At 40.8% G+C, this 26,428-nt stretch carries 28 protein-coding genes; 13 read left to right on the forward strand and 15 right to left on the reverse strand.

Features of this window, described 5'->3' with window-relative positions; translation table 11 throughout:
- Window position 1 precedes the first annotated feature (1 nt).
- The 4 genes from mlaC to mlaF form a co-directional block, all read right to left on the reverse strand.
- The gene (mlaC, locus tag ACNARN_RS05660; protein WP_109371945.1) at window positions 2-631 is read right to left on the reverse strand and encodes a phospholipid-binding protein MlaC; all 630 of its coding nucleotides are present in this window, start codon (window positions 629-631) and stop codon (window positions 2-4) included.
- A gap of 96 nt (window positions 632-727) precedes the next feature.
- Window positions 728-1,264 (reverse strand): outer membrane lipid asymmetry maintenance protein MlaD, encoded by a 537-nt coding sequence (gene mlaD, locus ACNARN_RS05665; RefSeq protein WP_099074096.1) that lies wholly within the window; start codon window positions 1,262-1,264, stop codon window positions 728-730.
- A 3-nt stretch (window positions 1,265-1,267) separates the two neighbouring features.
- Window positions 1,268-2,047, reverse strand: a complete 780-nt coding sequence (gene mlaE, locus ACNARN_RS05670) for a lipid asymmetry maintenance ABC transporter permease subunit MlaE (protein ID WP_109371950.1) — start codon at window positions 2,045-2,047, stop codon at window positions 1,268-1,270.
- 3 nt (window positions 2,048-2,050) lie between these two features.
- Window positions 2,051-2,863, reverse strand: coding sequence for a phospholipid ABC transporter ATP-binding protein MlaF (gene mlaF, locus ACNARN_RS05675; RefSeq protein ID WP_100159974.1), 813 nt, complete (start codon window positions 2,861-2,863; stop codon window positions 2,051-2,053).
- A gap of 239 nt (window positions 2,864-3,102) precedes the next feature.
- Between mlaF and ACNARN_RS05680 the strand changes: the two genes are divergently transcribed.
- The 12 genes from ACNARN_RS05680 to rnk all read left to right on the forward strand — a co-directional run bounded on the left by ACNARN_RS05680 (window position 3,103) and on the right by rnk (window position 11,760).
- Window positions 3,103-4,083, forward strand: a complete 981-nt coding sequence (locus tag ACNARN_RS05680; RefSeq protein WP_416304233.1) for a calcium/sodium antiporter — start codon at window positions 3,103-3,105, stop codon at window positions 4,081-4,083.
- 18 nt (window positions 4,084-4,101) lie between these two features.
- Entirely contained in the window at window positions 4,102-5,076 is a 975-nt protein-coding gene (kdsD, locus tag ACNARN_RS05685) for an arabinose-5-phosphate isomerase KdsD (protein ID WP_075671453.1), read from the forward strand.
- A gap of 27 nt (window positions 5,077-5,103) precedes the next feature.
- Window positions 5,104-5,661 (forward strand): 3-deoxy-manno-octulosonate-8-phosphatase KdsC, encoded by a 558-nt coding sequence (gene kdsC, locus ACNARN_RS05690; protein WP_198619276.1) that lies wholly within the window; start codon window positions 5,104-5,106, stop codon window positions 5,659-5,661.
- A 16-nt stretch (window positions 5,662-5,677) separates the two neighbouring features.
- Complete coding sequence (gene lptC / locus ACNARN_RS05695) at window positions 5,678-6,256, forward strand: LPS export ABC transporter periplasmic protein LptC (protein WP_196569980.1); 579 nt, start codon at window positions 5,678-5,680, stop codon at window positions 6,254-6,256.
- Window positions 6,237-6,770 carry a lipopolysaccharide ABC transporter substrate-binding protein LptA gene (gene lptA, locus ACNARN_RS05700; RefSeq protein WP_198625948.1) on the forward strand — a complete coding sequence of 178 codons (534 nt, stop codon included), beginning with the start codon at window positions 6,237-6,239 and terminating at the stop codon, window positions 6,768-6,770. The genes lptC and lptA overlap by 20 nt, the downstream gene beginning before the upstream one ends.
- A gap of 6 nt (window positions 6,771-6,776) precedes the next feature.
- A complete protein-coding gene (lptB, locus tag ACNARN_RS05705; protein WP_006535352.1) occupies window positions 6,777-7,502 on the forward strand; it encodes an LPS export ABC transporter ATP-binding protein in 726 nt (241 codons plus the stop codon).
- A gap of 59 nt (window positions 7,503-7,561) precedes the next feature.
- A complete protein-coding gene (gene rpoN, locus ACNARN_RS05710) occupies window positions 7,562-9,043 on the forward strand; it encodes an RNA polymerase factor sigma-54 (RefSeq protein ID WP_109371958.1) in 1,482 nt (493 codons plus the stop codon).
- Window positions 9,044-9,066: 23 nt separating this feature from the next.
- Window positions 9,067-9,354, forward strand: a complete 288-nt coding sequence (hpf, locus tag ACNARN_RS05715) for a ribosome hibernation promoting factor (RefSeq protein ID WP_036913954.1) — start codon at window positions 9,067-9,069, stop codon at window positions 9,352-9,354.
- 149 nt (window positions 9,355-9,503) lie between these two features.
- A complete protein-coding gene (gene ptsN / locus ACNARN_RS05720; RefSeq protein ID WP_023582879.1) occupies window positions 9,504-9,971 on the forward strand; it encodes a PTS IIA-like nitrogen regulatory protein PtsN in 468 nt (155 codons plus the stop codon).
- Window positions 9,972-10,050: 79 nt separating this feature from the next.
- The gene (rapZ, locus tag ACNARN_RS05725; protein ID WP_023582880.1) at window positions 10,051-10,905 is read left to right on the forward strand and encodes an RNase adapter RapZ; all 855 of its coding nucleotides are present in this window, start codon (window positions 10,051-10,053) and stop codon (window positions 10,903-10,905) included.
- The gene (gene npr / locus ACNARN_RS05730) at window positions 10,902-11,174 is read left to right on the forward strand and encodes a PTS phosphocarrier protein NPr (RefSeq protein ID WP_006535359.1); all 273 of its coding nucleotides are present in this window, start codon (window positions 10,902-10,904) and stop codon (window positions 11,172-11,174) included. Before rapZ ends, npr begins: the two co-directional genes overlap by 4 nt.
- A 175-nt stretch (window positions 11,175-11,349) precedes the next feature.
- Complete coding sequence (rnk, locus tag ACNARN_RS05735) at window positions 11,350-11,760, forward strand: nucleoside diphosphate kinase regulator (RefSeq protein WP_075671465.1); 411 nt, start codon at window positions 11,350-11,352, stop codon at window positions 11,758-11,760.
- A gap of 116 nt (window positions 11,761-11,876) precedes the next feature.
- On the opposite strand, the gene pmbA is transcribed toward rnk, so the two are convergent.
- Window positions 11,877-13,205, reverse strand: coding sequence for a metalloprotease PmbA (gene pmbA / locus ACNARN_RS05740; RefSeq protein ID WP_109371960.1), 1,329 nt, complete (start codon window positions 13,203-13,205; stop codon window positions 11,877-11,879).
- A 187-nt stretch (window positions 13,206-13,392) separates the two neighbouring features.
- Between pmbA and yjgA the strand changes: the two genes are divergently transcribed.
- Window positions 13,393-13,953, forward strand: coding sequence for a ribosome biogenesis factor YjgA (gene yjgA, locus ACNARN_RS05745; RefSeq protein ID WP_088495963.1), 561 nt, complete (start codon window positions 13,393-13,395; stop codon window positions 13,951-13,953).
- 73 nt (window positions 13,954-14,026) lie between these two features.
- Here the strand turns inward: yjgA and ACNARN_RS05750 are convergent, their stop codons facing one another.
- The 10 genes from ACNARN_RS05750 to mreB all read right to left on the reverse strand — a co-directional run bounded on the left by ACNARN_RS05750 (window position 14,027) and on the right by mreB (window position 25,827).
- A complete protein-coding gene (locus tag ACNARN_RS05750; protein ID WP_198619275.1) occupies window positions 14,027-14,308 on the reverse strand; it encodes a barstar family protein in 282 nt (93 codons plus the stop codon).
- Complete coding sequence (locus tag ACNARN_RS05755; protein WP_368927440.1) at window positions 14,308-14,808, reverse strand: ribonuclease; 501 nt, start codon at window positions 14,806-14,808, stop codon at window positions 14,308-14,310. Before ACNARN_RS05755 ends, ACNARN_RS05750 begins: the two co-directional genes overlap by 1 nt.
- Before the next feature lie 86 nt (window positions 14,809-14,894).
- The gene (tldD, locus tag ACNARN_RS05760) at window positions 14,895-16,340 is read right to left on the reverse strand and encodes a metalloprotease TldD (RefSeq protein WP_109371966.1); all 1,446 of its coding nucleotides are present in this window, start codon (window positions 16,338-16,340) and stop codon (window positions 14,895-14,897) included.
- Window positions 16,337-17,197: a deaminated glutathione amidase gene (gene nit1 / locus ACNARN_RS05765; RefSeq protein WP_151434176.1), complete on the reverse strand. Its 861-nt coding sequence runs from the start codon at window positions 17,195-17,197 to the stop codon at window positions 16,337-16,339. The genes tldD and nit1 overlap by 4 nt, the downstream gene beginning before the upstream one ends.
- Window positions 17,194-20,994: an AsmA2 domain-containing protein YhdP gene (gene yhdP, locus ACNARN_RS05770; protein WP_416304234.1), complete on the reverse strand. Its 3,801-nt coding sequence runs from the start codon at window positions 20,992-20,994 to the stop codon at window positions 17,194-17,196. Before yhdP ends, nit1 begins: the two co-directional genes overlap by 4 nt.
- 45 nt (window positions 20,995-21,039) lie before the next feature.
- Window positions 21,040-22,509, reverse strand: a complete 1,470-nt coding sequence (gene rng / locus ACNARN_RS05775; RefSeq protein WP_109371972.1) for a ribonuclease G — start codon at window positions 22,507-22,509, stop codon at window positions 21,040-21,042.
- Window positions 22,506-23,093 carry a Maf family protein gene (locus ACNARN_RS05780; protein WP_196532389.1) on the reverse strand — a complete coding sequence of 196 codons (588 nt, stop codon included), beginning with the start codon at window positions 23,091-23,093 and terminating at the stop codon, window positions 22,506-22,508. Before ACNARN_RS05780 ends, rng begins: the two co-directional genes overlap by 4 nt.
- A 52-nt stretch (window positions 23,094-23,145) precedes the next feature.
- A complete protein-coding gene (mreD, locus tag ACNARN_RS05785) occupies window positions 23,146-23,634 on the reverse strand; it encodes a rod shape-determining protein MreD (protein WP_100159963.1) in 489 nt (162 codons plus the stop codon).
- A gap of 5 nt (window positions 23,635-23,639) precedes the next feature.
- Window positions 23,640-24,692: a rod shape-determining protein MreC gene (gene mreC / locus ACNARN_RS05790; protein ID WP_109371976.1), complete on the reverse strand. Its 1,053-nt coding sequence runs from the start codon at window positions 24,690-24,692 to the stop codon at window positions 23,640-23,642.
- 91 nt (window positions 24,693-24,783) lie between these two features.
- The gene (mreB, locus tag ACNARN_RS05795) at window positions 24,784-25,827 is read right to left on the reverse strand and encodes a rod shape-determining protein MreB (protein WP_023582893.1); all 1,044 of its coding nucleotides are present in this window, start codon (window positions 25,825-25,827) and stop codon (window positions 24,784-24,786) included.
- Between the last annotated feature and the right edge of the window lie 601 nt (window positions 25,828-26,428).

A 26,428-nucleotide genomic window follows, 5' to 3' on the forward strand; every position in this document is an offset into this window, starting at 1 on the left:
GTTATTTTTTCTCATCCAGTGTGATTGGTGTTTTAGCACTGATTTCTAACTGTTTTGTTAAACCATCAACACCTTTAGAATTTAAAATATCTGACCACTCATTCTGTTTTGTTGTGATCATGCTTACACCTTCAGCAATCATATCATAAGCTTGCCATTCACCTGTTTTACTGTTTTTACGCCATTGGAAATCAAGGCGAACAGGTGGGCGGCCATTTGTATCGATAATGGTGACGCGAATAGTTAGCGTTGACTTATCTGCGAAAGGTTTTGCTGGCTCAATACGGTATTCTTGACCTTCATACATGGCTAATGCTTGACCATAGACTTGAGCAAGATACGCTTCAAATGCAGTGAAATAAGCATCACGTTGCGCTGGTGTTGCATTACGATAATGTGGGCCTAACACTAATGCACCTGCATATTTAATATGTACATAAGGCAGTAATTCTTGCTGAACAATTTGACGTAAAAGTTCAGGATTTTTACGAATTTCAGGCTGTTCATTTTTTAATTTACTAAAGGTCTTTTGTGCCGCATCTTCCATCAATGCGTAAGGATTGGTTTTATCTACCGCCATAGCAAAAGGCGTTATCACTAATAGTGCGACCATCAATAAGCGTTTAAACATACGTTCGCTTCTCCTCAAATAGGGTTTCAATAATACGATGCATTTATTACGCTAAATCTAGCTAAATGTATAAGTGCATCGTATAGGAATTCATGATTAAGGTAATGCAGAGTGTTCTTCTGTTGGTTTAGATTCAGATTTAGCTGAATCATCACCATCACCCGTTTTATAAAGGAATTGACCAATAAGATCTTCTAGCACCATTGCTGAATTAGTGTTTGTGATCCGTCCCCCGTCTTTTAACAGAGTAGAATCTAACGCTTCATCATAAAAACCTAAATTCAATGCAAGGAACTGCTCACCTAATAAACCAGATGTACGAATAGACAGTGAGCTACTTTCTGGAATGTGGTCATAAATGCTCAGAATATCGAGCGCGACTTCAGGGCGATAGTTTCCTTCATCTTCTTCTTTTAAGGTGATAGAAGAAACACGACCAATCACCACACCACCAATCTTAACTGGAGAGCGCTCTTTTAACCCACCAATATTACCGAAGCTGGCATAAACGCGATAAGTCGGTTGGTTACCCATTTCTTTAATATCAGCGACTTTAAGACATAAGAAAATCACAGCAGCTAACGCAATCAGAACAAATAGACCAACCCAAACTTCAATTTTTTTACTTTGCATGACTTAGTTCCCAAACATCAGTGCTGTTAGCACAAAATCTAAACCCAATACGGCTAACGATGAATGAACAACAGTACGTGTTGTTGCTCTGCTAATCCCTTCTGATGTTGGGATTGCGTCATACCCGTTAAAGAGCGCTATCCAAGTGACGGTAATGGCAAAAACGACACTTTTAATAAAGCAGTTCACTAAATCGAGTCGCCATTCAACGGCACCCTGCATAGATGCCCAGAAAAAGCCTTCATCGATCCCTTTCCAATCCACACCCACAATTGCACCGCCCCAAATACCGATGGCAACAAAAATAAGTGAAAGTAATGGCATACTAATAAGCCCCGCCCAAAAGCGAGGAGCAACGACACGTCTTAAAGGATCGACTGCCATCATTTCTAAACTAGAAATTTGTTCTGTGGCTTTCATTAAGCCGATTTCAGCGGTTAAGGCTGAACCTGCTCGACCTGCAAATAATAATGCAGTCACCACAGGACCTAATTCTCTTAACAATGAGAGTGCGACCATCATGCCAAGACTAGCTTCAGCACTAAAAGTGGTTAAAACAAGATAGCCTTGTAATCCCAACACCATGCCAATAAACAGCCCAGACACCATGATAATTAATAAGGATTGAACACCAACGTTATACAGTTGCTTCATTAACAGAGGCCACTGTTTACGAAATTCGGGTTTACCGACTAATGCTCGAAAGAGCATAATGCCAGCTCTCCCGAAGGTTGCAAAAATCGCTAATGCTCTAGTGCCAATGCGAGATAATAAATTTACCACGTACTAATTTCCTCGTCCTAATAGGTCGTCCTGATAATCTCCCGCAGGAAAACGGAAAGGCACAGGGCCATCAGCAATACCATCTAAAAACTGCCTTACTTGCCTATCTGGATTATCCTGTAATTCTTGTGCACTGCCTTGAGCAATCACTTTCTGCTCTGCAACAATATAGGCGTAATCTGCGATACTCAACACTTCGGGTACATCATGGGAAACCACAACACAAGTCACACCAAGCGCATGATTTAACTCATCAATTAGCTTAACCAGCACACCCATTGTGATAGGATCTTGCCCAACAAAAGGCTCATCAAACATAATCAGTTCAGGATCAAGCGCGATAGCTCTTGCTAATGCCGCCCTTCTCGCCATTCCTCCTGATAATTCAGAAGGCATTAAACTTGCCGCACCACGTAATCCCACGGCTTCAAGTTTCATCATCACCGTTGTACGGATCAATGCTTCAGGTAAATTTGTATGCTCTCTTAGTGGAAAAGCCACATTTTCAAACACATTCATGTCTGTGAACAGTGCGCCTGATTGAAAAAGCATACTCATTTTTTTTCTTGCCTGATACAACGCAGAACGTGATAGCGCAGGAATATTGTCGCCATCAAACCAAATTTCACCACTATCTGGAAGGATTTGTCCTCCCATTAGACGTAACAAGGTTGTTTTACCAATCCCTGAAGGGCCCATAATCGCAGTCACTTTCCCTCTCGGTACAACAAGATTGATCTCAGAGAAGATCTTTCTGCTACCGCGAGTGAAGTTCATATTGCGCACTTCAATTAGATTGTCAGATTGTGCGTTCATGAATAAAACATCCTCAAGCCTGTCTGCATAAACGAATTTTTACGCTATTTTGGCAGGTCATTCGCCATGTTACAAAGAAATCACCACTATTTAGCAATTTATTGCACGGTTAATTTTACTTTTCGTGCTTGGCTAGTCAAAATATGGTTAATTAGCAAAACCTTTTGACAATATGTTTTTTTATCAGCCCTGTCTTATTGGTTTTTTCTTTATTCGCTCATTGTTGGAAAACTGATGGCATGTTGATTACTTTATCTCTTTTAATTTTTGGGTTGATGTTACTTGTTTATGCATCAGACCGATTAGTTTATGGTGCGAGCGTTTTTGCGCAATCGTTAAAAATTCCGCCAGCCGTTATCGGTATCTTAATTGTAGGTACTGGTACTTCACTGCCTGAGCTTTTTGTTTCAACTGATGCCGCAGTTCATAATTTGCCTGATATCGCTATCGGGACAGCCATTGGCTCGACACTCACCAACCTTCTCCTCATCGCAGGTATTGGCGCGATGATTTACCCCATGAACATTCAGTCCGCGGTGCTAAAAAAAGAGCTTCCCTTGATGATTATAGTCATCATGCTCGTTGGCATTATTGTTTCTAGCGGAAACTTAGGGCTTAGAGAAGGCTCACTGCTCTTTTTTATTGGTTTTGCATCCATTTTTCTAATGATAAAAACAATGCATAAAACACTAACACAAGAGCGCCACGTATTACCTTTAGAAACCTTAACCCGTTTTGAATTACAGACAAATCCCCGTAATTCTGTTGCACTTTTTTGGGTCGTTATTGCTTTACTGATTATTCCAGTTGCGCCCCAAATGATATTAGATAATGTCTTTATTTTAATGCAACAGTATCATCTTAGTGGATTTTTTGTTGGTTTAACCTTGCTATCTATTGGAACAAGCCTACCTGAGTTAGCAACAACCATTGTGGCAGCACTAAGACGCGAGAATGAGTTAGCATTAGGGAATATTATAGGTGCTAATATTTTCAATCTAACTTTTGTCTTGGGCATGCCAGCATTACTCTCACCAAGCACATTTAATATCAATACATTTTATTTTAGTTTTGCTGTACTTGGTGTCGCCAGTTTACTGTTTTCTCTCTTTTCATTAGGGCGCAAACAGCGTCTTAATCGAGGAAAAGGGATATTCTTGTTAGTTTGCTTTATTGTTTATATTACGGTGTTGTGCGTCGCACATTCTCTCTTAACCTAAAATAAATGGTACAAAAAAATGACCGAGTTTGATTTTCAGCAAGCGGGTAAAAAAGTCCTTCATATTGAGCGTGATGGGTTAGCTGAACTAGAACAATATATCAACGATGATTTTACGCTTGCCTGTGAAAAAATTTTTCACTGCCAAGGTCGAGTGATTGTGATGGGTATGGGTAAATCTGGCCATATTGGGCATAAAATTGCTGCAACATTCGCCAGTACAGGAACACCTTCTTTCTTTGTTCATCCTGGTGAAGCCAGCCACGGTGACTTAGGAATGGTGACAGAAAAAGATATCGTTCTAGCGATTTCAAACTCAGGGGAAGCCAGCGAGATCCTTGCGCTTATTCCAGTACTGAAACGTAAACAGATAACACTGATTTGTATGACACGCACTCCTCAAAGTACAATGGGGAAAGCGTCTGATATTCATCTTTGTATCAAAGTACCTAAAGAAGCCTGTCCTTTAGGGCTTGCCCCAACAACCAGTACAACGGCAACCTTAGTCATGGGGGATGCGCTAGCGATCGCACTTTTACGTGCCCGTGGTTTTACCGCTGAAGATTTTGCGCTTTCTCATCCTGGTGGTGCACTAGGTCGTAAATTACTCCTTCATGTCAGTGATTTAATGAATAAAGAGGCAGATATTCCGCGCGTCACCAAAGATGCCACTTTACGTGAAGCTCTTGTCGAGATAACCCGTAAAAAATTAGGAATGACCGTCATTTGCGATGATAGTATGCTGATCAACGGTATTTTTACTGACGGTGACTTACGAAGAATATTTGATTTAGGGATAGATCTAAATAATGCCAAAATCTCAGATGTGATGACAAGAGGCGGTATTCGTATTCGCCCAGATTGTTTAGCGGTTGAAGCACTGAATTTAATGCAAGCAAAACATATCACCTCGCTATTAGTGACGGAACAAGATAGTGATATCCTGTTAGGTGTTTTGCATATGCATGATTTATTACAGGCTGGTGTTGTATAAGATAGTCATAACGTTCGAAGGATAAAAATGAATACAATGATAGAAACTTGTTATGGTGCAGTAAGCGAACAAATCATCAAAAAAGCAGAAAAAATCCAATTGCTGATTTGTGATGTTGATGGTGTGATGTCAGACGGACTCATTTACATGGGCAATAATGGCGAAGAATTAAAAGCTTTTAATGTCCGTGATGGGTATGGCATCCGTTGTTTGCTTACATCCGGCATTGAGGTTGCTATCATTACAGGTCGTCAGTCTAAACTGTTAGAAGGTCGTGCTAAGACCCTTGGCATTACATATCTTTACCAAGGTCAGCATAATAAGCTTTTGGCGTATCAACAACTGTTAGATACACTAAACCTTAAACCTGAACAAACAGCCTATATTGGTGACGACCTGATTGATTTACCTGTAATGGAAAAAGTAGGACTTTCCGTTGCCGTGGCTGATGCTCATCCATTACTTACACCTCATGCTAATTATGTAACCCGCATTGCGGGAGGGCGTGGTGCAGTACGAGAGTTGTGTGATTTAATCCTTTTAGCGCAAGGTCGGCTTGAAGAAGCTAAAGGTCTTTCGATTTAACGTATAACGATACAGAATGAATAAATTAAAATCCTGGTTTACCTTAATTCTTGCCATTATCGCCCTTGCGCTGATTGGCTGGAACTACACTAATAACACTGAATTCGGTGATGGTGAGATTGTTGATGATGGTCAGCCAACTTATCAATCCAAATCATCGATATCTTTTGTTTACGAGCCAACGGGTATACTCGGATATAAACTTGTTGCTGATGATGTCAAAAATTATGCTCAACAGAAGTTTACATGGTTTACTAACCCTGTCTTAACTACCTATTCACCGACAGGGGATGCAACATGGACAGTACGCGCGAATAAAGCCAAGCTGACAAACAGTAAAATGCTCTATCTTTATGGCGATGTTCAAATTGATAGCTTAACCGATGATTCTCAACTACAGAGAATAAGCACAGACAACGCTATCGCAAATTTAGATACACAGGATGTTTCCTCTGATGATGAAGTGACTATTATCGGCGTCGGACTGAAATCAGTCGGCTTAAAAATGCGAGGCAATCTGCGCGAGAAACGTGCAGAGCTGATTGAAAAGGTAAACACCTATTATGAGATCCCTAATGAATCAAAAAATCCGTAATACACTGATTATCGGTACACTTTTAGCGATAAGTGTACCTGTGATGGCGCTTAAAGATGACACACAACAACCTATTGTTGTGAACTCAGAGAAACAGTCGCTTGATCTAGAAAAAAACGTCACAACCTTTACACAAAATGTTGTGATCAAACAAGGATCTATCGATATTCGTGCTGATAAAGTTGTTGTCACACGCCCAGGTGGTGACTCCAAAAGGATCGTCATAGAAGCTTTTGGTAACCCAGTGACTTTTTATCAGTTACAAGATGATGGTAAACCTATCAAAGGTCGTGGCGAGAAAATGACCTATGAAATGGATAAAGAGTTAATGACCTTAACGGGTAAAGCCTATCTTGAACAATTAGACAGTAATATCACCGGTGATAAGATCACTTATCTCGTCCCAACTCAGCAAATGGAAGCTTTTAGCGGTAAAGGTAAACAAGTGACTACTGTTTTACTGCCTTCCCAGTTGCAAGAGAAAGGCCCTGGTGTTAACAACAAAGGTAAGTAACACTTTATGGCGCTGTTAAAAGCTGAAAATTTAGCGAAAGCATACAAAGGGCGCACCGTTGTCGGTGATGTAAGCCTGAACGTTAATTCAGGTGAGATTGTCGGCTTACTTGGACCAAATGGTGCAGGTAAAACAACCACATTCTATATGGTTGTTGGCATTGTCGCTCGTGATGCAGGTAGTATCACAATTGATGATGAAGACATTACGCTGTTACCGTTACATGAACGAGCACGTAAAGGCATTGGCTATCTTCCTCAAGAGGCGTCTATTTTTAGACGCTTAAGCGTTTATGACAACATTATGGGGATCTTAGAAATCCGCCATGATTTAACGCCTGAAGAACGAAAAGATCGAGCAGAAGAACTGTTAGAAGAGTTTAATGTCAGCCACTTACGTAACAGCTTAGGGCAATCATTATCAGGGGGGGAACGCCGCCGCGTTGAAATCGCGCGGGCATTGGCAGCAAACCCTAAATTCATTTTATTAGATGAACCTTTTGCGGGTGTTGACCCTATTTCGGTATTAGATATTAAAAAAATTATCCAGCATCTACGTGATTATGGATTAGGTGTACTGATTACTGACCATAACGTTCGTGAAACATTAGATGTGTGTGAACGTGCTTATATCGTCAGCCAAGGTCACCTTATCGCTCATGGTTCACCAGAAGAAATTCTTGAAAATGAGCAAGTTAAACGTGTTTACTTAGGTGAAGGCTTCCGCCTGTAATCTTTGATTCACTTTTACTCTGTCATGGATGACAACAGCAAAGGACTCATCGCATTATTATGAAACAAAGTCTGCAACTTCGTCTTAGTCAGCAACTGGCAATGACGCCACAGCTACAACAGGCTATTCGTTTGTTGCAACTTTCGACGCTTGAATTACAACAAGAAATTCAGCAAGCGCTTGAGTCTAATCCACTTCTAGAACAAGACGACGATCAACAAGATCCCGTTTCAGATGAGACCTCTCATACAGAGAATCAGTCAGACTCTACAACAGAAACAACAACTGAAAACGGAGTTGAAGAGTTCGACACGCTGGATGCTTTAGAGCAAAAAGAGATGCCTGATGATCTCCCTTTGGATACTCAATGGGAAGAGATCTACACCGCAGGCACGCCTTCTGGCACCAGTAATGACTATACTGATGATGAGCTTCCATTGTATCAAGGTGAAACAACTGCCTCATTGCAAGATTACCTAACATGGCAGGCTGATCTCACTCCATTTTCAGAAACAGACAGAGCGATTGCTATAAGTATTATCGATGCTGTTGATGAAACAGGATATTTAACGGTCACAACAGATGACATCCTTTCTGGAATGGGCGATGATGAATTAGAGCTTGATGAAGTCGAAGCCGTATTAAAACGTATTCAACGCTTTGATCCTATTGGTGTTGCTGCTCGTGATTTAAAAGAGTGTCTTTTGATTCAGCTATCCGCTTTTTCAACAGAAACACCCTACCTTAAAGAAACGCAGTTAGTTATTAGCCAATATTTAGAGTTGCTAGGTAACCGTGATTTTCGTCAATTGATGCGTCAAACAAAGTTACGAGAAGAGACACTAAAATCTGTTATTGAGATGATCCAGTCTCTTGATCCTAAGCCCGGATTAAGTATTGATACAGGCGAGTCAGAGTATGTTATTCCAGATATACTGGTAAAAAAATCAGGTGAACGCTGGCAAGTTGAGTTAAATACAGATAGCATTCCTCGCCTACGAATAAATGAGACTTATGCAGCTTTGGGTCAATCGACTCAAAATGAAAGTGATGGAAAATTTATTCGTGACAATTTACAAGAAGCCAAATGGCTGATAAAAAGTTTAGAAAGCCGTAATGAGACATTATTAAAAGTCGCTCATTGCATTGTTGACACACAGCAGGCATTTTTCGAATTGGGTGAAGAGCATATGAAACCCCTAGTGTTAGCCGATATTGCTGAACAGGTTGAAATGCACGAATCCACCATTTCTCGCGTGACAACGCAAAAATTTTTGCATTGCCCGAGAGGAATTTTCGAATTGAAGTATTTTTTCTCTAGCCATGTGAATACTGATAGCGGAGGCGAAGCCTCTTCAACAGCAATCAGGGCTTTAGTGAAGAAACTAATCGCAGCAGAAAATCCAGCGAAACCACTTAGTGATAGTAAACTGGCTGATATGCTCGCAGAACTTGGAATACAAGTTGCTCGACGCACTGTTGCGAAGTATAGAGAGTCATTATCCATCCCGCCTTCAAATCAACGCAAAGAGTTGGTTTGAGCATAATTGAGAAGGAAGACACTATGGAACTTCAAATCACTGGTCATAATATTGAATTAACCGATGCTCTGCGTGATACCGTCAAAGCAAAAAGCGCGAAATTACCTCAGTTCTTTGACAAAATTAATAACGTTCAGGTTATCCTGAAAGTCGAGAAAGTTAATAAAATCGCGGAAGCGACCATTCAAGTTAATGGCGGTGAATTGCATGCCTCTGCAGAAGCAGAAGATATGTACGCAGCAATTGATGGATTAATGGATAAACTGGCTCGTCAATTAACCAAACACAAAGATAAACTGAGACAACATTAATTCATTTCCCATTGTGAAATGGAGATACAATCGGCGAAGTTACTGCGTTGTTTATGACTCGGTTTAAACCAACGCCTAATCAATATCAGTAACGAAAAACCAGATGTCACTTTGTGGCATCTGGTTTGCTGGTCTAAGTGAATAAGACAATGAACAACGATACAAAGATGAATATTAGCGACGTACTTTCTCTGGCATGTACGCATAATGATGTACATTGCACGAGTAAAAAGCGCGCGTTAGAAATTATCAGTGAAAATGCAGCAAAAGCACTTAATTTACCCGAAACACTGATATTTGAAGCCTTATTGACGCGTGAAAAAGTCGGTACAACAGGGATTGGGGGTGGCTTGGCTATCCCTCATGGACGTATTGAAAGTGATGAAACAGAAAAAGTAGTTGGTGTGTTTCTTCACCTAAGCGAACCTATTGCCTTCGACGCTATTGATAATCAACCTGTCGACTTGTTGTTCGCATTACTCGTTCCTGCAACACAATGTAAGGAACATTTACACACACTGTCTTTGATTGCAAAACAGTTGGCAGACAAAAATTTATGTCGCCGACTACGCTCCGCACAAAGTGATGAAGAGCTTTATCAGATTATCACTGAATAACCCCTACGGGTTTAGTAGGACGCGAATAGCATACAGTGGAATGATATTCATCACTGGGAAATTATAGGGGAGCTACCTCATGGTGCTGATGATAGTCAGCGGACGCTCTGGTTCAGGTAAGTCGGTCGCTTTGCGTGCGCTTGAAGACATGGGATTTTATTGTGTTGATAACTTACCTGTTGATCTTTTACCTGAGCTCGCAAAAACACTGGCTGAACGTGATGCTTCTGCTGCCGCAGTCAGTATTGATGTCCGAAATATGCCAGAGTCGCCGGAGATCTTCGAAAAAGCGCTGGAAAGTTTACCCGCTGAATATTCTCCACAACTCTTATTTTTAGACGCAGATAGAAATACCTTAATTCGTCGTTATAGTGATACACGACGTCTGCACCCTCTCTCAACTAAAAATCTTTCATTAGAAATGGCGATTGATACAGAGAGTGATCTGCTTGAGCCATTACGATCACGAGCTGATCTCATCATTGACACCTCTGAAATGTCAGTTCATGAGCTTGCAGAAATGCTGCGTACTCGCTTATTAGGCAAGCGTGAACGTGAGCTAACGATGGTTTTTGAATCCTTTGGCTTTAAGCATGGTATTCCTATTGATGCGGATTATGTTTTTGATGTGCGATTCTTACCAAATCCACATTGGGATCCTAAACTGCGTCCAATGACAGGTCTAGATCGCCCTGTCGCGGCATTTTTAGATAGACACACCGAAGTTCATAACTTTATTTATCAAACTAGAAGCTATCTTGAACTTTGGTTGCCGATGTTAGAAACCAATAACCGTAGTTATTTAACGGTTGCGATTGGTTGTACGGGAGGTAAACACCGTTCTGTTTATGTTGCTGAGCAACTCGCAGATTATTTCCGCTCTAGAGGGAAAAACGTACAATCACGCCACAGAACACTAGAAAAACGCAAATGACCCAATATCGACAAGTTGCGATTAAAAATCGACTCGGTATGCATGCAAGACCTGCAATGAAGTTGTTTGATTTAGTAAAAACATTTCAATCAACCGTCATTTTACGCAACAACGAAGGGGTTGAAGCACAAGCGGATAGTGTGATTGCTATGCTAATGTTAGATTCAGAGCAAGGCAGTCAAATTGATATAGAAGTTACTGGTAGTGATGAAAATGAAGCTATTGATGCTATTATCGCATTATTTGAATCGGGGTTTGATGAAGAATAATCGCAATAGAAAACAATAGATTAGCATTTCTTAACTAAATAACCCGAAAGAGACTGTGATCACTGTCTCTTTCTTTTTTATACAGAACCGCCTATTATCTCTTATATGAGTTTAACAACACCCCCACCTCACCCGTGGGGGTGTTGTTTTGCATTGGAATAAATTGGAGTGTGGTATGACAAAGCCAACAATTATCATCAACGAACTTGATGCAGAACGTTTAGATTCATTACTTGAACAACCGGCATTTGCAGATAGTCCGATTGCTGAAGCATTGAATGAAGAATTAGATCGTGCTGACATTGTTACACCAGCTGATATCCCTGCTAATATTGTCACAATGAACAGCAAAGTCCGTTTTATGGACTTAAAAAATAATGAAGAGCGCACTCGTACTTTAGTGTATCCCGCTTCATTAAAAGACAGCACTACTGAACTCTCCGTCATGGCACCAATGGGTGCTGCGCTATTGGGTTTAGCCATTGATGATGAAATTAGTTGGAAGCTGCCTAATGGCCTTGAAACCAAGGTTAAAGTATTAGAAATTCTATACCAACCGGAAGCTGCGGGTGAATTACACCGTTAAGCAGAGCTGAAGGTTCGCGTCTTATTTTTATCTTATCGTTTGAAAAGCACACTGATAAACGCGATATCTCAGCCCATTGCGGGCTGAGATTAAAGGTTGTGATGAGTATCTAAAATTTACTCACCTGCAATGCTCATTTCTGGTAACAACAACGATCCACACTGAACATTACTGCGCGTCTCAATATCATCACCCATCGTGGCAATATTTGCCCACATATCTTTTAAGTTACCTGCAATAGTCACTTCGCTTACAGGATATTGAATTTCGCCATTCTCAACCCAAAAACCGCTCGCACCACGAGAGTAATCACCTGTTACTGTACTGACACCTTGTCCCATCAATTCCGTAACAACAAGACCTGTTCCCATCTCTTTTAACAGTGCATCAAACGATAAACCTTGCCCAGGGATATACCAGTTATGAATACCACCAGCGTGACCATTACTCTTTAAGCCCAGCTTTCTTGCTGAATATGTGGTTAACAACCACTCTTGTAATACGCCATCTTTGATAATTTCAGCATCTGTGGTACGCACACCTTCACTATCAAACGGTGTTGATGCCAAACCTCTCATTAAGTGAGGACGCTCTTGAATATTTAACCACTGAGGGAAAATTTGCTTACCTAAGCTATCGAGTAAACAAGATGATTCACGATAAATCATGCTACCACTGATTGCTGCAACCAAATGACCAAAAATACCTGTCGCCACATCTGCCGCAAAAATAACGGGGGCTTTCATGGTTGGTAGTTTACGAGGTGCAAGGCGAGATAAAGTACGGCGAGCGCACTCTTGACCAACCCATTCAGGTGATTCTAGATCATCAAAGCGACGACTAATAGTGTAAGCATAGTCGCGCTCCATATCTTCACCATCACGAGCAATAACACAACTCGACATCGAATAGCGTGAAGATGAATAGCTTTTTAATAAGCCAAGGCTATTACCAAATACACGGGTTCCACTGTGACTATTAAAACTGCCACCCTCGGTGTTGATAATACGGCTATCGCTATCTAAAGCGGCTTTTTCTGCTCTCGATGCTAATTCAATCGCTTTATCTGCTGTGACTTCGGTAGGATGGTAAAGATCAAGGAAAGGTGCATCAAACGCTAATAGCTCTTGATCAGCAGGCCCTGCATATGGGTCAACTGAAGTGTAGCGTGCAATATCCACAGCAGCTTGTACAGCTCGCTTAATCGCATCAGGACTTAAATCTGTTGAAGATGCACTACCTTTGCGTTGTTGTTGATAAACAGTGATGCCTAAAGCGCCATCACTGTTAAATTCAACATTTTCAACTTCACCATAACGCGTACTTACACTAATACCCGTCGATTTATTAATAGCGACTTCAGCACCATCACACTGTTTTGCAGCCAGCTCTAATGCGAGAGAGACGGCGTCTTCAAGCTGTTTTACCTGATCTGAATTATTCATTGAGAACCATTTTTCCTAAGGAGAACACCACTTTTTACTTATTTTTAGCAAAGTAAATCAATTGACAGGTGGTCAACAAGCGATTTTCCCAGTTACAATAGAAGATATATGAATGTTATCACCCGTCGGGCTTTTGGTCATTCACCAAATCACACTCCCGGCTTACTCTGCAACAGGAATTTTTATTATGGCAAAGCAGCCTGAAGAGTGGCATTACCTCAATCCTGAATTTGACGATACCTCGTCAGAAGAGGAAGAAGAGGACGAAATCATCTGGGTCAGCAAAAGCGAAATTAAACGTGATGCTGAAGCACTCAAAAAACTGGGTACTGAATTAGTTGAATTAAGTGCACAAGAATTAGAACGTGTGCCATTAGATGAGAAATTATTAGCCTCTATTCAATTAGCACAAAAAGTACAGCGTGAAGCACGCCGCCGCCAAATTCAATATATTGGAAAACTACTGCGCAATGTAGACGAAGATCCGATCCGTCAAGCGCTTGATAAACTCAAAAACCGCCACAATCAACAGATCTTAGTGTTACATAAACTTGAAGATCTGCGAATTCGCCTTGTTGAAGGTGGCAATGAAGTGATTGAAGAAGTCGTTGCGCTTTATCCAATGGCTGATCGCCAACAATTACGCACACTTATCCGTAATGCGAAAAAAGAAAAAGAAGCGAATAAACCGCCAAAATCATTCCGCTTACTATTTCAATATCTAAAAGATTTATCAGAATCAGCATAAAACCTGATCATCCTGAAAACGCAGTGTAAATTCAGCCTCACTGCGATTTTCAGGGCGTATTTTCTATTCTGAATTACTTTTGTGTTTTATGCTCACAATGAAAGCTTAAAACGTCTTTACCAAGCTCATTTTGTGCTTCTTGCATCAATTCCACCAAAGGTTGAAAATCACAGGAATGATGAGGCAAATGCCTGAAAACAATACTGACTGGCAATTCTATTCCACCCACTAACGCATCCCATAGTGCATCTAGGTTATCGCCAAATTTATCATCTAACTGAAATTGCAGTGCAAAATCGTGATAAAAGGCTTCTCTATCTGCCAGTGTCTTAAAATTGAAGATAACCTGTTTCATTAAGGTGCGACCTTTGTCATTGTACGATAATGATCAGTGGTAACATAAATCAGCCCATCATTCGAATAGAGCAATCTGTCACTGCCACGATGACCACACTGATAATTTACATCCGCTTCATACCACTGGCGTCCAGCTTCTTCTGGCAACTGTTTTTCACGGTTCATAAAGCGATCGCCTCCGATTGCTCTTCCCGGTAAGACTTCACATAAATTGCCCGCTTTCGCATTCCAGCCTTTTTCTCTCGCCTCTTTTTTAGTGAGATAAAAATCTGGCAATTGTTGATGACGTTGCAAATAGTTAGCTACCACATTGGCTTGTGTTTTCTCATCAATAGATAGTGGGATTTGTGCTGGTTTATTGGTGTTATTGCTTGATGATGTCGGAATAGGAGCTGAGGATGAAGGCATTGGCGCTTTGGTTTCAGACAATAAACCTTTATAAAGAACACCAAATAAAACCGCAATAACAATAATAACTGGTAATAAACGTTTACCCATAAGTTAACCCCCTTACTGTTGCTAGGATAAAAAACTCCATCAAAAGATGGAGTTCAATAGATACTGACAAATAACGATAGCGATAATTAAGCTGTACCGCCAACCGTGATTTTATCAAGCTTCAACGTTGGTTGACCCACACCAACAGGGAGACTTTGTCCTTCTTTACCACAAACGCCAACCCCTTTATCTAAAGCAAGATCATTACCTACCATAGAAACTTGTTGCATAGCTTCAATACCTGAACCAATTAGAGTTGCTCCTTTAATTGGTTTGGTTATTTTTCCATTCTCGATTAAATAAGCTTCTGAGGTTGAGAAAACAAATTTGCCCGATGTAATATCAACCTGACCGCCACCAAAGTTTGGTGCGTAAATACCGCGATCAACACTGGCAATAATCTCTTCTGGTGAAGACTTACCTGCTAACATGTAAGTGTTTGTCATACGAGGCATAGGAAGATGCGCGTAAGATTCACGACGACCATTTCCCGTTGGTGCAACCCCCATTAAACGCGCGTTCATCTTATCTTGCATATAGCCTTTTAAGATGCCGTTTTCGATTAAAACATTGTATTGACCTGGTACACCTTCGTCATCAATAGCCACAGAGCCACGACGACCTTCAATTGTGCCATCATCAACAATAGTACAAAGCTCAGAAGTTACTCTCTCGCCAATGCGTCCCGAAAATACAGAGGTTTCACGACGATTGAAATCACCCTCTAATCCATGACCGACTGCTTCATGCAATAACACACCTGGCCATCCTGCGCCCAATACAACAGGCATCGTTCCCGCAGGTGCCGCAATTGCAGATAAATTCACTAATGCCATACGCACAGCTTCACGCGCATAAGTGATAGCGTGGCTTTCACCATCGACTTTAGTTAGGAAATAATCATAACCAAAACGACCACCGCCACCACTTGCGCCACGCTCACGTTTGCCATCTTCTTCCACCAGCACACTCACTGAAAGACGAACTAAAGGACGCACATCGGCGGCTAACGTGCCATCGGTTGCTGCAACAAGCACATGCTCATAAACACCTGTTAATGACGCATTAACTTGTTTAACGCGTTTATCTTCAGCGCGAGCCGCTTTATCTACCTCATGCAATAACGCAATTTTCTCTTCACGAGAGAGGCTTTGCAGAGGATCGTTTAAGCTGTATAGCGGAGAATGTTGAATAGCACCTAAAGTATGGATGCGACCATTACCTTTAGCCTGAACAATACTTCGTGCAGCATGAGCACTTTGGTTAAGTGCATTAAGCGTTAGTTGGTCTGCATAAGCAAAACCGGTTTTTTCACCGTAAATTGCTCTAACACCAACACCTTGATCAATATTGTAAGAGCCATCTTTAATAATCTGATCGTCTAGGATCCAAGCCTCGTGATAACTTGACTGAAAATAAAGATCACCATAATCAATTTGACGCTGTGCAAGCTGCTCTAGTGTTGATGCTAAATCATCTAAACTAAGTTTGTTTGCTTCCAACAGACTTTCGCTGACAACAGCTAAACTCATAATTCTTCTTTATCCTTAACTTTTTTGATTAAGTGGGTCAGTTTCGGGCGAAAGCGGTTATGTTTTACAACCCGTATCTGTTCACGCATACCGTGTAGACTTTCGACACCAACATTCAGCGTTAGCGCACTAACAGCATCAGGGTTCTTTTTCAAGACTTTACCCCAACCATCAATCGCCATCGTATGACCCCAAGTCCGGCGCGTATCATGTGTACCCACTTGTGCTGGCGCTAAGATAATACACTGATTTTCAATGGCACGAGCACGTAATAAAGGCTCCCAGTGCGCTTTACCTGTTAAACGGGTAAAAGCCGCAGGTACAGAGATTATCTCTGCCCCTTTTTCTCTTAATGCTTGGAAAATACCAGGGAAGCGTAAGTCATAACAGATTGTTAAACCTAATTTCCCAACCGGAGTATCAACGACTGTTAGGCGCTCACCGCGTTGATAAATAGAAGATTCGTTATATTCGCCTTGCTCATCATCAATACTGACATCAAACATATGGATTTTGTCATAACGAGCTCGAATAACACCTTCATCATCAAACACCAAACTACTGCTGGTAATTTGGTCTGGGGAGTCTCGACTAATCAATGGCATAGAACCGACTAAGATCCACACTTTATAGCGCTGAGCCATTTTAGCGATAGCATTTTGTAAAGGCCCATCGCCCTGAACTTCAGCATGTTTATGATAATCTTTAGAGTTCGAAAAAAGTAACGCATTTTCAGGTGTTAATACAAGCTTCACTGAATCGGGTAATTGCTTAATCTGTTGCTCAATTTGCGCCAGATTATTTTTTGTGTTTTTACCGCTACAAAGTTGCAAAAGTGCGACATTAACTTTTTTCATAACGCCTGATTCTCCTTAAGCTGACGCAGTACTTCGTCAATTTTGGGTTGTTCCATAGTTCCGGTCACATGATAACGGATAACTGAAATCTTACTCCAAAGTGGCCCCAGAACCTTTGATGCCGCAAACACTGCGGCGCCTGCAATTGGGTTTATCGCGAAAGCCGTAGCAACACCGACAGTTGCTGAAATCTCTGGCGTTACCACAACTTGTAGGTCCATTTTACGTTCAAGTAAATCAACTTTCCCACTTATCGCAATATCAGCAATAACACCATCAACTCGGACACTCTCAGCATTCATAATACCTTGATTGATCGTAATTTCACTCTTAATCGAGTCATACTCAAAATGCTCGCTGAAAGTATCCCTAAAATCAAACTGTAATTTACGTAAAAGCGCATCAAAACTCACAAGGCGCAGTAATTTACCCGCTTGTCCAACATTCACTTTTTCGATACGCCCTTTCCCTAAGACAGATTTAATATCACCATTTAAGGTCGCCAGATTAAAATTCCACGGCGTATCACGCCATTGTAATGAAAAATCAGCAGAAAGTGGGGACTGGATAATAGGAATAATAAAACCGAAATAAGCGGCCATTTCATCAATTTCTTCCGCTTTTAATTTACCTATTAACTTCGTCGTATTATTACCTGCATTATCTTCAGACCACACACCATTAACAGACAATTCACCGCTGCTATTTTCCAACTTACCGTCAGTTAGAAATAAAGCACCCTGATTTTGTTTTAACGAACCTTCAATTTTCCCTAAAAGCAAGCCATTTACCCAACATTCTCGGCACTCAAAATCAATAGAAGGAATGTTTTTAACTGAAAACTTCAATGCATTCACATCAGAAGTGTTTGCCATTTTTAACGGTTTTTCTTCTTGAGATAGAGTTGCACCATTAAAATAGAGATAATTAATATTCACTTGCCAAGGTGTCGATGCTTCAGGAATAAACACATCGCCTCGTAATTCACTTCCTGAAAAGGCAAATTTTACCCCTTCACTAACGCGCATAATCTCAGTTTGAGGATTACGCCATTTTTGCCCTGCAAAATTTAAATCAGGCAAACTGATATGCACATTATCAGGAAAAGTGACTTCATTTTCAGACGGCGTTAAAGACGAAAAAGCCATTAATGTCGGCAACCATTTATCCCCCTCTAATCCTTTAAGAGCGATAGTTAAGCGTTGTTGTGAATTTAATTCAGGTAATTTAATAGAAGAAGAAACAACATGGCCTTGTAATAAACGTAGCTGTTTTCCTAATGCCCACTGGCTATTAAGTTTCCACTGTTTCTCAGCACTGGCATTCACGGTTAAGGTTTCACTGTTACCCTTGGCAGAAATCACAATAGGTGATGAATTTTTTAAATCCTGTGTTTCAGGCGCTGTTAACTTGCTGCTTAATGCATTGATATTTCCGGTTAAATCGACTTGATAATCAACATCACCTTTTTCGGGGATCTTAACATTAACGTTGCCATGCCATGGAAATACACCACTAAACTTATGTTGAATATCGCTAGGTAACCCTTGAATTTTTTGAATATCCCATTGGCCTTTTAAGCCGACATCAACCTGATAATTATCCGTATCATTGTGACTTGTAAATGAGAAAGCAAGCGGCTGCCCAAACCAATTAGCCGTTAATGTATCACTTTCAAGTTTGTCATTATGGTAACGAAACTGCCCACTCACGCCTTTCAATGTGGTATCCATGAAGTTCAAAGTGACATCACTATTTTTTAAATTAACCTCACCAGAAGCCACAACCTCATCACCACCAAAGGGGATATCAAGTTTCAATGTACCGTCAATTTTTCCCGCTACTTTTAGCTCTTCAAGTGTATGACCAATACTCGCCATTTGAGAATCTAAGAAATACTCTTTCAGCTCGTCGCCTGTGGCTTGAATATCCGCATTAATTAAGATTTTTTCTTGTCGATAGCTTTCAATGACTGCACTTAAATTCGTGGCTGTCGCTTTACCCACTTTTGCTTGTGCAGAAGACATCCATAAGCCGTCATTTTTAAAGTCTAGATTAATATCGAGATCAAATAACGCAGGCCATTCACTATCAAATTTAAAGGTCGCGTGTTTGACGGGCGCATAAACTTGGAACCATCCTTTGTGGTTATCAAAAGGAAAATCAGCGGGATCGCCATCAAAAATAAAGGTTCCATTATCGATATTACCCGCAATAATCGCATCTGAGAGATATTGAGTCAGTGCCTTCCCGACATACTCCTCAGGCAAATAACGCCATGTATCACCCGCATTTGTAACTCTAACGCCTGATAAAATGGAAAGACGCTGATCTTCACCTTGTTTCTCATAACGAAAATCGCCCGCAACCCATGCTGATGTAGCTTTAACATCGAGCCCTTGGCTCCAAAGAGACAGGTTATCCCCTGAATGTTGCCAATAAACCGTTCCTTTCCCTTTTTCAATATTCAACGGCGCCTTAAATAATTCGCCCGTGTCTATTTCACTATCTGCTAGGGCAAAGTTAAGCTCACCACGTTGCATACTCCCTTTTAATTGACCGCTGAAATGCTGTACTGAGGGGATCTCTTGCCAACGCTTCCAACTCACATTTTCCCAAGAGAGATTAATAGCGCTTTGCTCGAAGTTTTCTGGAGTGAGATCTAATGCAAAGTCATTAACCACACCAGAAAATTGGCGATACTGCCACTGGCGAACAAAATCAGGTGTTAAAAAAGAGAATAATGGCAATACAGCATATAACCTATCTAACTCAATATTCTTGGCGCGAATGCGCCATGCTTCATCATGCTGTTTTTCTTTTGGTTGATAAAGCACCGCTAAATAACCGTCAGGCCACTCTTCACCATCCATTGTAATTTTTCGAGTATAAGGAACATCCGCAAGCCAGCCATTTTCTTGCCTTCTCATACGTAAAATTAAGTCTTCAACATTTAATACGTGCGAGGTTCCATCACTACTCCAATCCATTTCACCTTGATGAATTTGCAACTGACTTCCAGTAATACGCCCTTGAGTAATTTCAATCCAGTTAGACAAACTGGCTTTAGCTTCACCTACGCCACTATTATTTTTTACCCACTGACTAAGCCAAGGTGAGATATCGATATCATCTGCGGTAAGAAATACTTTACCGTTATCGATCAAACCGTTCTCTTTGGTATAGAGATCAAGGCGTACCTTTAACCCCCCATAATGATTAATGGGTGTATCAAGAGTGACTTCACCTTGAGCTCGGTGACGATTTTTCTGATTCAACCACATTAATTCAGGCACATGTAATGTACTGGTATCTCCTGAAGGGGTTAAAAAAATAAAACGGCTTTCAATCAGTTTAAAACGATCAAACTGTTCGAGAAAAAGTGAAGAAATATCATCAGGTTCGGTTAAGGTAATATCACCACTTTGCCCCGTAAAAATTGGCTGTTGGTAATTAACATATAACTGTTCAAAGGTCAGTTCACGAAAATGAAGACGAAAAGCGAATAATGAACGCCACACGTCAAAAGAAAAAGTGACTTTTTCTGCCGTAACGTTCACATCTTTATTGGTAATATTCAGTCCTTCCACTTGAATATCAGGACCAAAATTTTGCCACTCCCCCGTGATCTTTGTCATTGAGACAGGGCTATTGAGTTGCTTCGTAAGATACGTTTCTATTTCAGGGCGATAACTATCTAAGCGTGGCAGAAAGTAGCGAAATCCGCTTAATACCAAGGCAAAAACGATGAGGCAAAAAACTGTTATCACTAACAGGTATTTAGGCAGCCGCTTCATTTTTGTCTCCTTTCTGCCATCATATTCATTAGGAAGGCGAATCCATTACATCATCACCACATCAAATTGCTCCTGACTATAGAGTAGCTCAGTTTGCACTTTCACTTGTTTACCGACAAAAATTTCAACCTCTGCTAATGCATGTGATTCATCGCCTTTTAATGCTTCTGCAACTGCTGAGGAGGCGTAAACTAAGAAGCGATCTGCATCAATCGTTTTATGCACGCGCACTATTTCACGTAAAATCTCATAACAAACTGTTTCAACTGATTTTACCGTACCTCGCCCTTGGCAAGTTGGGCAGTCATCACAAAGCACATGTTCAAGGCTTTCCCGCGTTCTTTTACGTGTCATTTCTACTAAGCCAAGTTGAGAGAAGCCATTAATCGTTGTTTTCACTCTATCTTTACTTAGCGCTTGTTCAAGTGATGCCAATACTCTGCGTTTATGTTCATCATTATTCATATCAATAAAGTCAATGATGATAATACCGCCTAAATTACGTAACCGTAATTGACGTGCAATGGCTTGGCTTGCTTCAATATTAGTATTAAAAATAGTTTCTTCTAAATTTCGATGACCAACAAATGCCCCTGTATTGATATCAATAGTGGTCATTGCTTCAGTTTGATCGATAATCAGGTAACCTCCTGATTTCAATTCAACTTTGCGCTCTAAAGCCCGCTGAATTTCACTTTCTACACCATAGAGATCAAAAATAGGCTGATTACCTTGGTGTAATTCAAGTTTAGCGGTTAATTCAGGAATATATTCACCAATAAATTCCTGTAGTTGATTGTAGGTCAATTTAGAATCAACTCGTATGCTATCTAATTCAGAGCCTGCAAAATCACGTAAAATACGCTGGGCTAACGCTAATTCGCCATAAATTTGAATACGGGTTTTATTTCTTTTCTTACGCTCAATGATTTTATTCCATAGGCGTTTAAGAAAGGCAGCATCTTGCTTAATTTCGTGTTCACCAACACCTTCGGCAGCGGTACGAATAATAAAGCCGCCATTTTCATCGCAATACTCTTCAACCAATTGTTTTAAGCGCTCGCGCTCTTCTTCACTGTCAATTCGCTGAGAAACGCCTACATGAGACGCACCAGGCATAAACACTAAATAGCGAGAAGGCAATGTAATATCCGTGGTAAGGCGAGCGCCTTTTGTTCCTAAAGGATCTTTAACCACTTGTACAATTAAATCTTGCCCTTGATGCACCAGTTGCGCGATATCACGAACATTAAATTTCTTCTGCTCTTCTCCAGCAATACATTCCGTGTGAGGCATAATATCAGAAGCATGTAGAAAAGCGGCTTTATCCAGCCCGATGTCAATAAATGCAGCTTGCATCCCGGGTAATACGCGACTTACCCGACCTTTGTAGATGTTTCCGACGATACCTCGTTTAGCTTCTCTTTCAACATGGATTTCTTGAAGTATGCCTCCGCGAATATAGGCGACACGGGTTTCAGAAGGCGTCACATTCACTAATAACTCTGCTGTCATGAAATCTCCTTCTCATTAGCTAGAGACGAAAATTGAGCTATCAATGCTTCGGTTTCAACAAGAGGCAATCCGACAACAGCATGATAACTCCCCTCAATCCGTTGAACAAAACGGCCTCCTTTTCCTTGAATACCGTAAGCGCCAGCTTTATCCATTGGCTCTCCTGACTCAATATACGCGCTAATCTCACTCTCTGTCATCACTCTAAAAGTGACGTGTGTGACGACTAATTGACTCAATGTGTGTGTTCTATTAGAGATAGCAATTGCTGTCATCACTTGATGTGTTGCGCCTGAGAGTGAACGTAGAATTTGCGCGGCATGGGTTTTATCACGAGGTTTTTCAAGAATATGACCATCATAAACCACAATAGTATCAGAGCCCAAAACGGGATAATCTTGAGGTGCTTGTCTTACACCTTCTTGTGATTTTTCTTTTGCTAAACGAAGAACATACTCTTCTGGTTTTTCACCTTGTTGCCAAATTTCATCAATTGCTGGCGTGATAATACTAAATTCAACATCTAATAACGCGAGAAGTTCACGTCTTCTTGGTGAGCTGGAAGCAAGGTAAAGTGTGGTCACAAATAATGTCCTCATGACGGTAACGCAAAAGTGACCGCCATGATCCAATAACTTAGTGAACTAAAAACTGGTGACGGATTTTGCGAAGTAAAAAATAAAGCCATGGCCAAAGAATACCACTGACTGGGCTATTCCAGAATACTTGAGGGTGAAAAGTCACAGGTGAAAGTAAAAATTCTGCCCAAAATACAGCAAGATCAACAACGACAACACTTAACATTACCACTAAGGCTTGTTGCCATAACGCTAAATTACAAAAAAGCTGATATTTAAAGGCGATGACATAACTCACTAAAGTATAGGCCAATGCATTGACACCTAGGGTAGTTCCTTGGACTAGATCCATAATCATACCTAAGACAAATGCGGTTCCGACACTAACACGATGAGGTATTGCTGTTATCCAATAAATAAGAAATAACATCGGCCAAATAGGTCGATACACTTCTAACTGTTCTGGCCACGGCATAATTTGTAAAACTAATGCGACAAGAAAAGAGAGCCAAACAACCCAACGCCCACGACTTTGATATGGATTCATCGTGTCTACCTACTTCTATTTGTACTAGTAGGTGTATTTGTTGCAGCAGGTGTTGTTGCTGGTGTCGTGGTTCCGTTAGTTTCTTCTGTCGTACTGTCTAACGGCTCTTGAGACATAGAACGAGGAAGCGGTGGTCCTGCTTGTTCATAATTAGGTAAAACTTGAGGCATCAGTTGCATTAAACGCTCATTAGCCGCGTGATAAACCTCTGAAGGTAGAGGAGGCTCTCCCATTTTGTCTGATGCATTCCATAATAAAAGCAAATAGCGTAAACGTTGTAGCTCTGCTGAAGGTCGAACATTAATCACGGAATAAGCCCGTTGATTATCCACTTTAACTGAAGATACCACACCAACAGGATACCCTTCTGGGAAACGGCCGCCCAATCCTGATGTCACTAAAACATCGCCTACACGAATATCAATATTGGCAGGTAATGCTTCTAACAATAAATCATCGGCACAGCCCGCACCAGAAGCTATAACACGAATATCGTTACGTAAAACTTGTACAGGTAATGCATGAGAAGTGTCGCATATTAATAGTACACGACTCGTAAGCTCACTTACGGCAATAACTTGTCCCACAACGCCTTTATCACTAATAACAGGTTGTCCTTCATAGACGCCATCGTTGGTTCCTTTATCAATAACCACTTGATCTCGATAAGGCGTGCTATTCCCAGACAAAACTTGCGTTACTGTCATTTGTTCATTTTGGCGCAGTGGTGAACCAAGTAATTCTCGTAAACGGGCATTCTCTTGCTTAAATTGCTCCAGTAATTGGCTTTCTCCGCTACGGACTAATAACTCTTTTCTTAACGCTTGATTCTCAAATTGTAAACGCTCACGCGTGGCAAATGTTTCTGAAATTTGATCAAGGAAACGGCGTGGACCATTTGCAAGAAAATAGAAGGGACTAACAGCAGTATCAAGATACTGGCGGACTTTAGAAAATGCACCAATACGGTTATCAGCAATCAATAAAGAGATAGCGACAACCACGGCGATTATTAATCTTAGTTGCAGGGAAGGACCCCGACTAAAAATTGGCTTCATAAACTCTAAGATCACTCACACGGAGAAGTAAAAGAACAGGTGTTAATATTCTCATCAAGGGGGAATCCATTCTCCCTTGTTAGAATTAATCTCAATCTTCGCTAAACAGATCGCCACCGTGCATATCGATCATTTCTAATGCTTTACCACCACCACGAGCGACACAAGTCAGAGGATCTTCAGCAACAATCACAGGAATACCTGTCTCTTCCATTAATAAACGGTCTAGGTTACGTAATAATGCACCACCACCAGTTAATACCATGCCGCGCTCTGAAATATCAGAGGCCAATTCTGGTGGACATTGTTCTAATGCAACCATCACTGCACTAACGATACCCGTTAATGGTTCCTGTAATGCTTCAAGAATTTCATTAGAGTTTAAAGTAAAGCTACGAGGTACACCTTCTGCAAGGTTACGACCGCGAACTTCAATCTCATTGACTTCATCAGAAGGATAAGCTGAACCGATATCGTGTTTGATACGTTCTGCGGTTGCTTCACCAATCAGTGAGCCGTAGTTACGACGCACATAGTTAATGATAGCTTCATCAAAACGGTCACCACCGATACGAACAGAAGAAGAGTAAACGACACCGTTTAATGAAATCACGGCAACTTCTGTTGTACCACCACCAATATCGACCACCATTGAGCCTGTTGCTTCAGAAACAGGTAAGCCTGCACCGATTGCCGCAGACATAGGTTCTTCAATTAAGAACACTTCACGAGCACCCGCACTTAATGCTGATTCACGGATAGCTCTGCGTTCTACTTGAGTGGCTCCTACTGGTACACAAACTAATACACGAGGACTTGGACGCATAAAGCTATTGTTATGAACCTGTTTTATGAAGTGCTGAAGCATTTTTTCGGTTACATAAAAATCAGCAATCACACCGTCTTTCATTGGACGGATAGCAGCGATATTCCCAGGTGTACGCCCTAACATCTGTTTGGCTTCATGCCCTACAGCTGCAACACTTTTTGATGTGCCAGCGCGATCTTGGCGAATAGCGACAACGGAGGGTTCATCGAGAACAATACCCTGTCCTTTGACATAAATAAGGGTATTGGCGGTACCCAAGTCAATAGACAAATCGTTGGAAAACATGCCACGAAATTTTTTAAACATACGAAAGGATAATCCTGCAAGCCGGGACGGAAAAATCCGTCTACTCTATCAACCACAATAAGCAGCGACAAGGCGCGATTCACTACTTAGATTAAAGTGGACACGTAAATAATCATAAAGGCACAATATTCTACGTTACTTTTCCCAATTGGAGCAGAAAAAAACTGCATAAAAATGGGCTAATTAGAACGATTAACGCATAATTTCGATCCTACGCTGTTTATATTTGACTTATGTAACAATACAAACAACGTTCACATCAATAAAGAAAAATCTTACTTAGTTGCCACACTGTGACTCAAAAGTCTCATTGCAAGTTCAAATAAAATTTATTCATTTGAATAAGCACAATTATTCTATTGATATTAAATGGTGTTTCACTGGCAAAATTTGACTGAGATAACAACCAAAGTACCCACCTCGAATACTTCTAAGACAACACATTATCTTTATTTCGAGCATAAAGAGAAATGCTAATTTTTATCCAATCGTAACCCATTAACGGTGTTATCTAATTACCAAGATATAAAACTCAGAATAATCTCTGCACCAATAAACGTAGAACCCCCGTTTATACACTAAAAAAGGATTATTTGTCTCA

The sequence above is a fragment of the Proteus sp. TSJ240517 genome (assembly GCF_047921575.1).
Classification (GTDB): domain Bacteria; phylum Pseudomonadota; class Gammaproteobacteria; order Enterobacterales; family Enterobacteriaceae; genus Proteus.

Coding starts and splice junctions, on each gene's coding strand:
- mlaC (WP_109371945.1), bottom strand. CDS start 631: ATGTTTAAACGCTTATTGATGGTCGCACTATTAGTGATAACGCCTTTT.
- mlaD (WP_099074096.1), bottom strand. CDS start 1,264: ATGCAAAGTAAAAAAATTGAAGTTTGGGTTGGTCTATTTGTTCTGATT.
- mlaF (WP_100159974.1), bottom strand. CDS start 2,863: ATGAACGCACAATCTGACAATCTAATTGAAGTGCGCAATATGAACTTC.
- ACNARN_RS05680 (WP_416304233.1), top strand. CDS start 3,103: ATGTTGATTACTTTATCTCTTTTAATTTTTGGGTTGATGTTACTTGTT.
- kdsD (WP_075671453.1), top strand. CDS start 4,102: ATGACCGAGTTTGATTTTCAGCAAGCGGGTAAAAAAGTCCTTCATATT.
- kdsC (WP_198619276.1), top strand. CDS start 5,104: ATGAATACAATGATAGAAACTTGTTATGGTGCAGTAAGCGAACAAATC.
- lptC (WP_196569980.1), top strand. CDS start 5,678: ATGAATAAATTAAAATCCTGGTTTACCTTAATTCTTGCCATTATCGCC.
- lptA (WP_198625948.1), top strand. CDS start 6,237: ATGAATCAAAAAATCCGTAATACACTGATTATCGGTACACTTTTAGCG.
- lptB (WP_006535352.1), top strand. CDS start 6,777: ATGGCGCTGTTAAAAGCTGAAAATTTAGCGAAAGCATACAAAGGGCGC.
- rpoN (WP_109371958.1), top strand. CDS start 7,562: ATGAAACAAAGTCTGCAACTTCGTCTTAGTCAGCAACTGGCAATGACG.
- hpf (WP_036913954.1), top strand. CDS start 9,067: ATGGAACTTCAAATCACTGGTCATAATATTGAATTAACCGATGCTCTG.
- ptsN (WP_023582879.1), top strand. CDS start 9,504: ATGAACAACGATACAAAGATGAATATTAGCGACGTACTTTCTCTGGCA.
- rapZ (WP_023582880.1), top strand. CDS start 10,051: ATGGTGCTGATGATAGTCAGCGGACGCTCTGGTTCAGGTAAGTCGGTC.
- npr (WP_006535359.1), top strand. CDS start 10,902: ATGACCCAATATCGACAAGTTGCGATTAAAAATCGACTCGGTATGCAT.
- rnk (WP_075671465.1), top strand. CDS start 11,350: ATGACAAAGCCAACAATTATCATCAACGAACTTGATGCAGAACGTTTA.
- pmbA (WP_109371960.1), bottom strand. CDS start 13,205: ATGAATAATTCAGATCAGGTAAAACAGCTTGAAGACGCCGTCTCTCTC.
- yjgA (WP_088495963.1), top strand. CDS start 13,393: ATGGCAAAGCAGCCTGAAGAGTGGCATTACCTCAATCCTGAATTTGAC.
- ACNARN_RS05750 (WP_198619275.1), bottom strand. CDS start 14,308: ATGAAACAGGTTATCTTCAATTTTAAGACACTGGCAGATAGAGAAGCC.
- ACNARN_RS05755 (WP_368927440.1), bottom strand. CDS start 14,808: ATGGGTAAACGTTTATTACCAGTTATTATTGTTATTGCGGTTTTATTT.
- tldD (WP_109371966.1), bottom strand. CDS start 16,340: ATGAGTTTAGCTGTTGTCAGCGAAAGTCTGTTGGAAGCAAACAAACTT.
- nit1 (WP_151434176.1), bottom strand. CDS start 17,197: ATGAAAAAAGTTAATGTCGCACTTTTGCAACTTTGTAGCGGTAAAAAC.
- yhdP (WP_416304234.1), bottom strand. CDS start 20,994: ATGAAGCGGCTGCCTAAATACCTGTTAGTGATAACAGTTTTTTGCCTC.
- rng (WP_109371972.1), bottom strand. CDS start 22,509: ATGACAGCAGAGTTATTAGTGAATGTGACGCCTTCTGAAACCCGTGTC.
- mreD (WP_100159963.1), bottom strand. CDS start 23,634: ATGAATCCATATCAAAGTCGTGGGCGTTGGGTTGTTTGGCTCTCTTTT.
- mreC (WP_109371976.1), bottom strand. CDS start 24,692: ATGAAGCCAATTTTTAGTCGGGGTCCTTCCCTGCAACTAAGATTAATA.
- mreB (WP_023582893.1), bottom strand. CDS start 25,827: ATGTTTAAAAAATTTCGTGGCATGTTTTCCAACGATTTGTCTATTGAC.